15 protein-coding genes are annotated in these 12143 nt (G+C 46.6%); 1 reads left to right on the top strand and 14 read right to left on the bottom strand.

The window, feature by feature from the left end:
* Position 1: 1 nt before the first annotated feature.
* From aroC to mtrB, 11 genes are all read right to left on the bottom strand, one after another.
* A complete protein-coding gene (gene aroC, locus JOD82_RS00905; RefSeq protein WP_013310720.1) occupies positions 2 to 1171 on the bottom strand; it encodes a chorismate synthase in 1170 nt (389 codons plus the stop codon).
* A 229-nt stretch (positions 1172 to 1400) separates the two neighbouring features.
* Complete coding sequence (locus tag JOD82_RS00900) at positions 1401 to 2201, bottom strand: CheR family methyltransferase (RefSeq protein ID WP_023989169.1); 801 nt, start codon at positions 2199 to 2201, stop codon at positions 1401 to 1403.
* A gap of 30 nt (positions 2202 to 2231) precedes the next feature.
* Positions 2232 to 2675: a nucleoside-diphosphate kinase gene (gene ndk, locus JOD82_RS00895; RefSeq protein ID WP_029517337.1), complete on the bottom strand. Its 444-nt coding sequence runs from the start codon at positions 2673 to 2675 to the stop codon at positions 2232 to 2234.
* A 110-nt stretch (positions 2676 to 2785) separates the two neighbouring features.
* A complete protein-coding gene (locus JOD82_RS00890; RefSeq protein WP_029517336.1) occupies positions 2786 to 3760 on the bottom strand; it encodes a polyprenyl synthetase family protein in 975 nt (324 codons plus the stop codon).
* Positions 3757 to 4623 carry a menaquinone biosynthetic enzyme MqnA/MqnD family protein gene (locus JOD82_RS00885; RefSeq protein ID WP_029517335.1) on the bottom strand — a complete coding sequence of 289 codons (867 nt, stop codon included), beginning with the start codon at positions 4621 to 4623 and terminating at the stop codon, positions 3757 to 3759. Before JOD82_RS00885 ends, JOD82_RS00890 begins: the two co-directional genes overlap by 4 nt.
* Positions 4580 to 5239, bottom strand: coding sequence for a UbiX family flavin prenyltransferase (locus JOD82_RS00880; protein WP_029517334.1), 660 nt, complete (start codon positions 5237 to 5239; stop codon positions 4580 to 4582). Before JOD82_RS00880 ends, JOD82_RS00885 begins: the two co-directional genes overlap by 44 nt.
* A 5-nt stretch (positions 5240 to 5244) precedes the next feature.
* The gene (locus tag JOD82_RS00875) at positions 5245 to 6111 is read right to left on the bottom strand and encodes a UbiA-like polyprenyltransferase (RefSeq protein WP_029517333.1); all 867 of its coding nucleotides are present in this window, start codon (positions 6109 to 6111) and stop codon (positions 5245 to 5247) included.
* On the bottom strand, positions 6104 to 6832 hold the full coding sequence (locus JOD82_RS00870; protein WP_029517332.1) for a demethylmenaquinone methyltransferase: 729 nt from the start codon (positions 6830 to 6832) through the stop codon (positions 6104 to 6106). The genes JOD82_RS00875 and JOD82_RS00870 overlap by 8 nt, the downstream gene beginning before the upstream one ends.
* A gap of 9 nt (positions 6833 to 6841) precedes the next feature.
* Positions 6842 to 7711, bottom strand: coding sequence for a heptaprenyl diphosphate synthase component 1 (locus tag JOD82_RS00865; RefSeq protein WP_069012695.1), 870 nt, complete (start codon positions 7709 to 7711; stop codon positions 6842 to 6844).
* Between the two features lie 116 nt (positions 7712 to 7827).
* Positions 7828 to 8379 (bottom strand): hypothetical protein, encoded by a 552-nt coding sequence (locus tag JOD82_RS00860; protein ID WP_029517330.1) that lies wholly within the window; start codon positions 8377 to 8379, stop codon positions 7828 to 7830.
* Positions 8380 to 8477: 98 nt separating this feature from the next.
* A complete protein-coding gene (gene mtrB / locus JOD82_RS00855) occupies positions 8478 to 8708 on the bottom strand; it encodes a trp RNA-binding attenuation protein MtrB (RefSeq protein ID WP_013310730.1) in 231 nt (76 codons plus the stop codon).
* A 54-nt stretch (positions 8709 to 8762) separates the two neighbouring features.
* Here mtrB and JOD82_RS00850 point away from each other — a divergent pair, with 54 nt between their 5' ends.
* A complete protein-coding gene (locus tag JOD82_RS00850) occupies positions 8763 to 9038 on the top strand; it encodes a hypothetical protein (protein ID WP_069012696.1) in 276 nt (91 codons plus the stop codon).
* Positions 9039 to 9109: 71 nt separating this feature from the next.
* Here the strand turns inward: JOD82_RS00850 and JOD82_RS00845 are convergent, their stop codons facing one another.
* From JOD82_RS00845 to JOD82_RS00835, 3 genes are all read right to left on the bottom strand, one after another.
* Complete coding sequence (locus JOD82_RS00845) at positions 9110 to 9382, bottom strand: HU family DNA-binding protein (RefSeq protein WP_013310732.1); 273 nt, start codon at positions 9380 to 9382, stop codon at positions 9110 to 9112.
* 247 nt (positions 9383 to 9629) lie between these two features.
* Positions 9630 to 10616 (bottom strand): ABC transporter permease, encoded by a 987-nt coding sequence (locus JOD82_RS00840; RefSeq protein ID WP_069012697.1) that lies wholly within the window; start codon positions 10614 to 10616, stop codon positions 9630 to 9632.
* Positions 10613 to 12130 carry a sugar ABC transporter ATP-binding protein gene (locus JOD82_RS00835; protein WP_039271051.1) on the bottom strand — a complete coding sequence of 506 codons (1518 nt, stop codon included), beginning with the start codon at positions 12128 to 12130 and terminating at the stop codon, positions 10613 to 10615. Before JOD82_RS00835 ends, JOD82_RS00840 begins: the two co-directional genes overlap by 4 nt.
* Between the last annotated feature and the right edge of the window lie 13 nt (positions 12131 to 12143).

Here is a 12143-nt window from a genome sequence, read left to right as displayed (position 1 = left end):
TTTAGTACCGCCCCAATTGTTCTTCGTAGGATGCAATATTCGCACGAATCTCTTCAATCGAATCCCCGCCGAATTTTTCTAGCAAAGCTTTTGCAATCTCCCAAGCTACCACATGCTCCATAACTACGCTAGCCGCAGGTACTGCACATGCATCCGAACGCTCAACCTGTGCAGTGAACGCCTCCTTCGTATCAATGTCGACGCTTTGCAGAGGCTTGTAGAGTGTGGGGATTGGCTTCATTACGCCACGAACCACAACTGGCATTCCATTCGTCATGCCCCCCTCAAAACCACCCAAACGATTGGTACGACGGTGATATCCACGTTCCTCATCATATAGAATCTCGTCATGCACCTGTGAACCGCGCAACTCTCCTGCTTCAAAACCGATGCCGATTTCCACGCCTTTAAATGCATTAATCGACATGACGCCTTGTGCGATACGTGCATCCAGCTTCCGATCATACTGTACATGACTGCCCAGACCAATCGGAACACCTTCTACAATACATTCCACTACCCCACCGACTGAATCACCTTCTTGCTTGATCAGATCAATATATGCTTCCATTTTCTTTTCGGTTTCTGGATCGGTTACTCTCACCGAGGAAGCTTCTGTCACCGCAATCAGCTCATCAATCGGCAAATCGCGGTAAGGAGCTTCGATTTCCCCAATACGAATGACCTGACCTGCCACCTTGATTCCGAACTCAGCCAGCAATTGACGAGCCAAACCGCCGCATGCCACACGAATTGCTGTTTCACGTGCGCTGGAGCGCTCCAGCACGTTACGAAGATCCTTCAGGTTGTATTTCATTCCGCCATTCAAATCCGCATGACCCGGACGTGGCCGGTGAACCCGACGCTTTTCTTCATCACTGCCTTCAATAGGCTCAATATTCATAATGTTCTGCCAGTGCTTCCAATCGTTATTTTCCACAACCAGCGCAATCGGTGCACCCGTGGTGTATCCGTGACGTACGCCTCCAGCAATCTTCGCCGTATCTTTTTCAATCTGCATACGCCGACCCCGTCCATATCCTTTCTGACGACGGTGCAGCTGAAAATTCAATTCCTCAAAATCCAATTTTAAATTGCTCGGCATACCCTCTACAATGGCAGTTAGCTGGGGACCATGCGTTTCCCCCGCGGTTAAATAACGTAAACTCATGACGCGTTCCCCCTTTAAACTGTTAAACTGTGCATCGCTAAAATCTTTAACTGTGCTTCATTATAGTATACGCACCTTTCTTTGACAAGAAAAGCCACGTGTATGCAGATAAACAAAAACACGCCTCTTAGCCAAAGGGGCTAAAGGACGTGCTTTGCTAATAAGCCAACCATCAATTACTCAAAGATATAAATAAGTTCCTATAAAACTTTGGATGATGTATGCAGGCTTATGCTTTTTTGCGATAAAAAAAGGTTTCCGTCGATTCCAGACCATATTGGTTAGGAGAAAAGATTTGCTCTGTGCTACCGACAAACAATACTCCGCCGGGACGAAGACTGGCTGCAAACTTTTGATACAACGTATGTTTGGCCTCTTCTGTAAAATAAATCATTACATTTCGACAGATAATGAGATCATAGCCATCCTCAAACCGATCCAGCAGCAAGTTTTGCTTTTGAAATTTCACGGCTTGTTTCAAACGGTCATCAATTCGATACATCGCACCATCCGGCTTAAAATATTTGCTAGCTACCTGCTCAGGCACATCCTTGAGCGAACGCTCCAAATATTTGCCTTCCTTGGCTTTTGCCAATGCACCATCATCAATGTCGGAAGCCGTAATGGAGCAATTCCCCAAAATCCCTTTACCGTCGAGAACCATAGCCAAGCTATAAGGCTCTTCACCAGTCGAGCAGGCCGCACTCCACAGCTTAAGCTTCTGCTTCCCCACAAGCAGTTGTGGCAAGATTGTATCTCGCAGCACTTCCCACCGATTGGGATTACGCCAAAATTCCGAAACATTGATCGTCATCCGATCCAGAAATTCATAGAATAGAGGTTTTTCCTTCATCATGGCATCATAAAAAGAAACAAAACTGGGAAACCCGTTTTTGTTGCGAAGCGTAGTTAACCGCCTTTTCATCTGTGCTTCTTTGTATTGTGCAAGATCAATACCTGTGCTGTCCTTGATTTTGCGGATAAACGCTGTGTAATCGGGGTCCGTCTGACCCAGTTCCATATCCGTCATGCTACCATCCTTCTTCATACGTAATTAAACTTACACCCAGGTCGCCACACTTTTTTCATACCGAACGGATTCTTCCGGCATGAAAAAATTTGCAATCTCGCGCTCTGCGCTCTCCGGTGAATCTGAACCATGAATGAGGTTAAACGGTGTATGTGCTGCAAAGTCTCCACGAATTGTGCCCGGAAGAGCTTCGGTTACTTGTGTTTTACCAATCAACAAGCGGGAAAGCGTAACGATGTTATCCCCTTCCCATACCATAGCAAACACAGGGCCTGATGTGATAAAACCTACAAGCTCTTCAAAAAAAGGCTTGCCCACATGCTCCGCATAATGCCGTTCTGCCTGTTCTCTTGATACTTGTACAAGCTTGCCAGCCGCCATTTTAAAGCCTTTGTCTTCCAGACGACTAATGATACGTCCAATCAATCCACGTTGTACACCATCCGGTTTAACCATCAAAAAAGTACGATCCATCGGCTCACTCCCAATCCAATCTAATGTATTTATACAGTACTAAACTGTATTGTAACAGAAAGCTTGGAACTGGTTAAAGCATTTTGTCACAGCAAACCCAAAACACAACTTTAGTAGGAGCGGCGTGTTACAAAATGAGCAATATCGCGTAGCGTCTTTTTTGTTTTGACATCTGGTAGTAAGTCCAGCGCGTTTAGCGCTTTATTAATATATCGGTCGGCGAGAATTTCAGCTTTAGCGATTCCTTCACTTTTTTTGATTATATCCACCGCTTTGCGTGCGTCTCCTAGCCCATCTCCATCCTGAATGCGGCGGATTTCAGCCAGTAGATCTGCACGCAACTCAGGCTGTTCGAGCGCATAAATCACCGGAAGCGTAATATTCCCCTGTCTCATATCGCTGCCCGGCGGCTTTCCGATCTTTTTTTCTGTTCCGCACAGATCAAGCAGATCATCCTGAATTTGAAAAGCCATACCTACGTTATAGCCGTAGCTGTACAGCAGGGAATTGACACTTTCCTGTGCCTCTGCAGCCATAGCTCCCAGCTGGCAACTAACCGCAATTAATAAAGCCGTTTTGCGCCGTATGCGAAGCAAATAATTACGCACACTCTGATCCACATTAAAAAAATCACGAATTTGTTCCATTTCACCAATGGACATCTGCACCAGCGCTTTAGACAGTACCCGGTGAATGTCGGGATTCGGCAATCCAGCAGCAATAGACAGCGCACGTGCATATATGTAGTCTCCGGTGTACATAGCCACCCGATTGTCCCATTTGGACTTCACGGTGGGTTGACCGCGTCTCATTTCCGCATCGTCAATCACATCGTCGTGAACGAGAGAGGCAGAATGAATCAGTTCCAGAGGTACCGCTATACGCTTGAGCTTGTCCAGATCATATTCTCCAAACTTGCCTCCCAGCAATACAAATACGGGACGCAAACGCTTGCCCCCTGCTTTAAGCAGATGAAGCGACGTATCATTAATCAACGGCTCCGTACTATCGATACTGCGGTACAACTCTTCTTCTATAAAGTTCATATCCTTCTTTAATAAACCGAACAAATCCAATCGTTTCATTCTTTCACCCGTGTCAGCGTATTGTCACTCCAGAGAAGCGGCTTTACTCGTCGGTCAAGCAGCCCCAGTTCATGCGCATACTGAAAGTAAAGCTCTAAACCTTGTTGTTGCTTCTCTCCAAAATCATAACACAGATTAGTAAAGTAGCGCTCCCAATAATCTCGCAGACCTCCAATTTCCTCGCATGCTTCAGAAATAACAGACGTCAAGTCCGACAGACTACGCTGCTTGCTTGCGCGGAACGCACTCGCAGTTTCAGCCACCGCTGCGGGATTTTGAGCAGCAACAGCACGTCGTACTGCCCATACAGCAAAAGTCATACTGTAGCCCGTCCAGCGCTTCCACTCTTCTCCGAGGTCCGTAACATACAGACCTTCGTTTCGCCAAGATGCCTTAATCGCGTGATCTCCAATCAGTAGCCCCGCATCTGCCTGTTCCAGCATCAAGTCAAGATCCGGTTCACAGTCAAAATAGGAAGGCTGACCTTCCCATGCCTTTTGCATCAAAATTTTCAACAAATTCACGGATGTAGCAGAGGTATTTGTTAGTGCAATGGTTCCGTTTTTGATTTCGTCCAGCGGCTTGCGTGAAAATAGTAAAATGGATTGCACAGGACCATCTGCACTGACGGATAAATCCGGCAACAGTAGCATTTCCTCAGCACCGGATGCATACGCAAAGGAGGACATCGCACTGATATCCAAACTCCCATTCAACATACCTTGATTCAATTCAGCCGGAACTTTAGAAACCATCTCCGCCGAATGGAGAAGCTCAGAAGGATTAAAATAATGAAAAATAGGCCAAGCATTTGTATATTTAATTTTTCCGATTGTGATTGTCTTGGTGTCCGGTGTCGGCATCGGAATCCCCCCATCTCGTAAACAGTTGATGTTCTATACGCAAGCTGTCCAATACTTTGCCTACGAGGAACAGCACAATATCATCCAGCGTCTTCGGATGAAAGTAAAAAGCCGGCATGGCCGGAATCATTTTGACGCCAAGTCTCGCAAGCTTAAGCATGTTTTCCAAATGAATGGCATGTAGAGGCGTCTCACGAGGTACAAGGATCAGCGGACGACCTTCCTTCATCATCACGTCCGCTGCCCTCGCCATGAGATTGTCGGACGAACCGTGTGCTACTGCTGACAACGTCCCCATCGAGCATGGCATGATAATCATCGCATCCACCAAATAAGAGCCGCTCGCAATCGAAGCTCCAATATCTGTGAACGGATGGTATACAAGAGAACCGGGACGGCCTCCGAATTGTTCATTCAAAGCCCCTTCCCGGTCAGTTACATTCCAGCCCAACTCCTCTTTCAACACCCGCCAGCCAGCATTAGACACGATCAGGTGAACTGTGTATTGCAAGTCCAGCAGAGTCTCTACCAGTCGCACACCATAAATGCTTCCGCTCGCGCCTGTAATGCCAATAACGATTCGTTTGCCTTGATGTTCGCTCACCTGATTATTCATTAGTATTAACGCACCACCAAATCAATCAGTGTAAAGGCAAATACGACAGTGCTAAGTACACCGTTCATAGTAAAGAATGCCGTCTGCAAACGACTCAAATCTTTTGGAGATACGATATAGTGCTCATAAAATAAAATAATGTACGAAATAATCATGCCCGCCAGATACCACCAGCTTAAATCTGCAATAAAGAACAGTACAATAAATCCGATCGCCGTAATGACGTGAAATGCCCGAGCGATGTTCAATGCACCTGCTACACCAAAACGGGCAGGAATAGAATAAACTCCTTCGTTTTGGTCAAAATCTATATCCTGACAAGCATAAATAACATCAAATCCAGCCGTCCAAAATGCGATCGTTAGATACAGAACGATAGCGGTCAAATCTATTTGTCCCGTTACTGCAACCCACGCGCCTAGTGGCGCCAAACCAATGGTCAGACCAAGTACAATATGGCAAAGCCAAGTGAAACGCTTGGTGTAAGAGTAAAAAACGAGCATAAAAAAGGCCAGCGGGAACAGCTTGAACGCCAGCGGACTTAACTTGAATGATGCCCAGAATAACAACACCAGACTGACGATAATGAAAATTACCACTTCGCTTGATTTAAGCAACCCTGCCGGGATAGCGCGTCCTGCTGTGCGCGGATTTTTCCCATCAATCACCCGGTCGATCATACGATTGAAGCCAAAAGCAGCGCTGCGTGCGCCAACCATAGCTAGCAGGATCCAGCCGATCTGCGGCCACGAGGGAAGGTTGCCTGTCACGACAACTGACCCCAATACAGCTCCCATGAATGCAAATGGGAGCGCAAATAACGTATGTTCAATTTTAATCATTTCCAAAAAAATAGCAATTTTCTTAAACATGCTGACTCTCCTTGATTCCAATGTGCAATGCCGCAATGCCTCCGGTGAGAGAATGAGCCTGAACATCCTTCAATCCGACTTCACGGAAGATGCCAGCCAACTCATCCCTTCCTGGAAAAAGCGCCAACGAATCAGGGAGCCATTTATACTGCTCATAACGTTTGGCGAACAATTTGCCGAGCATGGGCAAGATGTGTTGAAAATATGTGTAGTAAATTCCCTTGAACGGCTGCCAAGTAGGTTTGGACAATTCTAGACATACGACCTGCCCGCCAGGTTTGACGACTCGTTGCATCTCCTGTAACACGTGGCGCAGATCAGGTACGTTGCGCAGACCGAAACCAATCGTTGCATAATCAAATGAATTATCTTCATAAGGCAGTTCCATCGCGTTGCCCTGAACAAGCTTAATTTGCTTTTCCCGGGATTCTGATATAATTTTACGCTCGCCAACATTGAGCATGTTCTGACTAAAATCGAGTCCTACGATGTGACCACTTTCACTTGCTCGCGCCATCGCAAGCGTCCAGTCACATGTACCACAGCAAAGATCAATTGCCGTATCGCCGCGACGCATGTTCATTTTTTTCATCGTAAATTTCCGCCAAGCCTTATGTCTGCGAAAGCTCAGTATATCGTTCATCAAATCGTATTTACCTGCTATGCTTTCAAACACGCCATGAACGAATTGCTCTTTCGGCTTGGTGTCGCTTGATCCCATCACGTTCACCTAACCTTCCCTCACAACTGGGTGCGGACTATTTAGCAGCTTTAGGAAAGGCTCAAGCATGCGTTCAAATTCCTCGATCCCTGTATTTTGATCATCTGACAGGATCTGCCGGATGTGTGTAACTGCCGTGCGAAGCTTGTCCAGTATCGCATCCTCGGCTTTGTATTTCAGAACAAGCTTACGCCATGCTTCAGTGTCAGTACCACTCTCTGAAAGCAACGCTTGCTCGTTCCGGTCCCCGTTACCATAAATATGCCAGAACATATATCCGAAACGGGACTTGTCCGGTTCTGTCCGCTTGCCCCATTCCTCCACCAAGGTATCACAGAGGGCAAATTTGTTGAGAAGCTGCTTCCAAATTTCCTGATCCTGTTCTGCTACAAGTGAAGTGAATGATAAAAAAAGCTCCTTTTTGAAACGAACCATCTGAGTTAAATACTGAGTTGCATCCAGGCGGAATTGCTTCATTCCCCAGTACAGACTCATTTTCCCTGCGTTCACTTCACATACAGCATCACTCAGCTTCGAAATGGCCGTAATGCGGCCTGCCAGTGCAAGCAGCTGATAAAAACGACTGCTAAAATAGTCCCCAGCTAACACTTTCAGCTGTCTGGAACGCATCTCCTCCGGGCTCCGTATACCGGATAAAGTATCAATCATATCATGCGTATCCAGCCCCATCTGCACAAGTGAGGTTACCAATGCGTACAGTTCGTCCTCACTGGCATGCAGCTCCTGCGCATTCCGGTTCAAAAACACAAACATCAAACGGGTACGGCTGTCAGGAAAAGCCGGCATTTCCGTATGTTGTTGAATCATGTCGTATTCCACATATTTCCTTGCTAATTGGGGTACGCGATACGGTTTCATCCTAAGCCTCCGAGACATGACTTTCTGCTATACTCAAATAATTGCAATGCCTTATATTATATCACAATTTAAAATGATTCGCGACTAAAGTACTGTAGGTCCACCGGCAGAAACATCTAATCTGTATATACACCGTTAAACCTGTTTTGCCACATGGGCGTTACTGTAATGCGGAAACGGGATTTCAAATCCTCTGGCAATTCCGCGCCTTCCCGGCTTCTCAGCTGTTCCAATGCCTCGTTCGTCCACTCGTTCCGGCGTATATCGGATGCAAGCAGCAAATGACGTTCTCCTGACCATTCGTCCTGCGTCACCACCCGAAGCAGCAATTGCCGCACATTCGTCGTTCCGTAAAAGCTAAAAGCGGCAATCTCCGCCATGTTTTGATAAATCTCTAGCGGGGCAGTTTCTTCCTTGGACAGTTTGACATCCAGGGTCAGGACTGAATGTTCCCAGCTTGCGCTTGCAATCGGTGTAGTCAACGGTAGCTCATTCAGCGTATCCACCAGATTGTCATCTGACAGCAGCACCCGTTGCTGAGGCGAAATCGTCGCCTGTGTCTCACGAACTGCTGCGGTTCCTGAGTCCAGCACTTGTAAAGACGGCAGCAACACAGCTGCTGCGATGGTTATGAGAATGGAGCCACCGAATACAATCCAAGGTTTCATCAGAGCCTCCCCTGACCTCTACCTCATAATGTGGGTTTGCTACGGTAAAGGTCCTCACTCTCATTCTACAACAAAAAAAAGCAGGCTATGCCTGCATTTTAATCCTCCGTATCTACTACCCCGTGCTTGGTCATCACAACGGCTTTGCCGCGAATTTTAATAGCAGAAGTATGATCCGTAAATTGGACAATCAGTACCTCGCCCTTGTCCAATTTTTCTGAATGATGCAAGCGTGTATCCTGGCCTCTGGTCAAACCAAATACCTGACATCCGTTGCTTTTCGCTTTAATTACGACGTACTCACTGCTACCCGTCACGTTATCTTCCATATCCTTTTCCTCCCTGAGAGCCGAAGCTATACTTTTTATGATGGAGATTCAAGCTTGTTTTGTCAACTACATGCTTCCCGTGCTCCTGCAACAATTAGCATGTCCCGAGCCATACTATCCGTGCAGTCCCATCTATTAAAGAAAGGAACGGATCTGATGAAAAACTACCTTCCCGCCAATCTCAGTCCTGCCCAAATCGAACGGCTTCAACAGCTGGAGCATGAATTTGCCGAGCTAACAGGTGAACCCCTAGTGCTGATCGCTTATGCCTCGCGAAACGGCAGGGCAGCTTCCTCTTCTCCAGTCCATAGCACCCCTACCACGAAGTAAACAGGACAAAAAGAAAAGGCCGTGAATCAAATTCACGGTCTTTTCAGCGCATTGGGAATATGTAAGAAATCTTATTTAATTCCGTCTTTAAGCGCTTTACCCGGTTTAAATGCCGGAATTTTGCTCGCAGGGATTTCGATTTCTTCTCCTGTTTGCGGGTTACGTCCTTTACGTGCGGAACGTTCACGAACCTCAAAGTTCCCGAAACCTACCAGTTGCACTTTATCTCCGCTTTGCAGCGCTCCAGAGATCGCCTCAAATACTGCATCGATTGCTTTGGTTACGTCCTTCTTGGACAATTCAGTGCTTTCAGAAACCTGATTGATCAAATCCGTTTTATTCAATATATTCACCTCCCAATTCAAGTGTAGTCCAGCATTTAGGTTATCGGTGTTAATGACCGATATGAGGTCGCCTGTATAAAATAACCCGGGCGGCGTACTGCCTTCCATAATGTTATCATCTGTTTCCGTTTCGTCGTTAAATATACATAGAATATACCTAACCTCCGCAATATAGGCCGAAACTGGCGTTTTATGGCACCCTGCTTGCGTGGAACAAGGTTTATAGTAATACAGTCCACAGACAATTTCAAGTACGACGACGGTTTAACACATAAAAAGTAACGGCCAGCGCAAGTACCAGCACTACTCCTTTGACAATATCATGGGCGAAATATTGCACATTCATCATCGTTAGTCCATTAACCAACACACCGATCAAAACTGCACCAATAAATGTACCAATGACATTGGGTTTACCAGCACCAAAGACCGAAAAACCGACGAATACTGCAGCTACCGCTTCCATGAGCAAGGGGGAACCCGCGTCAATTTGGCCTGAGCCTACGCGCGAGGCATACAAAATACCGGCAATCGACGCAAATACACCTGAAGCAACATAGGCCAGAGTACGGACTTTTTTTACCCGTATACCCGACAGACGAGCAGCTTCCTTATTTCCACCCGTTACATACATTTGACGCCCATGCTTTGTATAGGTCAAGAAAACATGCACTGCCGCCACAGCCAGCAACAGTAAAATAACCGAAATCGGGATACCCAACCATTTACCTTGCCCCAGCAAAAGAAATGCAGGAGATATCTCCCCCGGCGCCTTGCTACCATCGGGAAACTGCATATGATTATATATGGTATAGCCCTGTGCGTACGTTTTGTGAATCCCGCTTACAATATACATGATTGCAAGGGTTGCGAGCAAATCAGGAATACGCAGTTTAATGATCAATAATGAATTCAACAGTCCTACCAAAGCGCCGACAATCAGAGACACAATAATGACCACCGCAACAGGCTGCTCATACCAGACCATTAAAGAAGCGGAAACGACCGTTGTCAAAGATACTGTAGCTCCCACCGACAGGTCAAAACCGTCCACGATAAGTGACAATGTCACACCAATGGCAACGAAAGTCACAATGGCAATCGAGCCAAGAATGTCCATTAAATTATCATAAGTCCAGAAATAAGGTAATGTAGATGAAAAAAACGCCAACACACCTATAATGACAACTACGGCACCGTAACGAAATGAGACGTTTAACCATTTTTCCTTCATGAATGCACCTCTTCACCCCCGCTGGCATACAACAGAAGCTGTTCCTGTTCCACTTCGCCCCGAGCAAATTCCTTTATAATTTTGCCATCATACATCACTGCAATCCGATCACCAATGCCAATCCCTTCAGCAAATTCACAGGTTAGATAAATGATCGCTTTTCCTTGCTCCGCCAACTCACCAATGATACGGAAAATATCACTTTTTGCCCCTATATCTACACCCTTGGTTGGCTCGTCAAAAACAAATACATCCGCTCCGGAATGCAGCCATTTCCCAATAGCAACTTTTTGCTGATTCCCGCCACTTAAATATTTAACATTCTGACGGAGCGATGGTGTCTTAATACCGAGAGAGGCGACAATCCCATTACCGTTATTTCGTTCTTTACGTCGACTGATGAAACCAAGGACACTCAGTTTGCCCAAAAGCGGAAGACTAAGGTTTCTTTCCACACTCTCCTCAATTAGCACCCCCTGCTTACGTCGCTCCTCGGGTATGGACACAATTCCTTGAGCTACCGCATCCGCTGGTTCTCTCAATCGAATGGAGCGACCTTTAAAGGTCAGCTCTCCCTTATCCGGCTTGTCTGCTCCTGTAAGAAGTCGTGACAACTCTGTCTTGCCTGCACCAACCAAACCTACAATAGAGAGAATTTCACCACATCGGACCTGTACATCAATGCCGTGCACTCGTAATCCTTTGTGAAGCCCTTTCGCTTCCAATACCGTTTCACCAATCGGTACCTCTGTTTTTGGGAATTCCTCCTCAAATGTTTTCCCAAGCATATGCGTAACGATGTCGCCTACACTTAAATCAGACGCAGGTCCCGTGAACACGCGCTCACCATCACGCATCACCGTAACACGGTCACTGTGTTCGATAACCTCCGGCAATCGGTGTGTGATGAGGATACATGCAACTCCCTCATCCTTGAGTGTATGGATTGTGCGGAACAAACGTCGCGTTTCTTCCTCGCTGAGCGGAGCTGTAGGCTCATCAAAAATGATCGTATTTGCTTGCTGTGTCAAAATACGTGCAATAAGTACAAGCTGTTTTTCTGCCAACGTCAATTCGGACACATATCGTTGTACGTCAATATCTACCTCCAGACGTGCTAATGCTTCACGCGCTCGTCTGCGCATAGAACCCGGTGCAGCCCACCATCGACCATCAGGGGCTGACAAATCGTCCATTACAATATTTTCAGCAACGGTTAACTGTGGTACAAGCGCTGAATCGACCTCCTGATACACACAGTGAATTCCTGCTCTTTTGGCCTCCCACGGTGAACTAATGTTCAGTTCCTTGCCACCAACTACGATAGCTCCCTGATCGGAATGATACGCACCGGACAGAATCTTCATCAATGTACTTTTCCCTGCCCCGTTGGCGCCCAGCAGAGCGTGAATCTCGCCACCCTGCACTGTAAAATCCACGGCTCGCAGCGCATCTACACCAGCAAACTGTTTGCTAATTTTTTTCATTTCCAATGTATATACTTGTGAACTCATGGTGCCCCCTCAC

The sequence above is a fragment of the Paenibacillus sp. 1182 genome, from assembly GCF_017833915.1.
GTDB classification, from domain to species: Bacteria; Bacillota; Bacilli; order Paenibacillales; family Paenibacillaceae; genus Paenibacillus; species Paenibacillus polymyxa_D.
The sequence above is the reverse complement of the archived record's forward strand: the minus strand, read 5'-3'. Positions and strand labels throughout refer to the sequence as shown.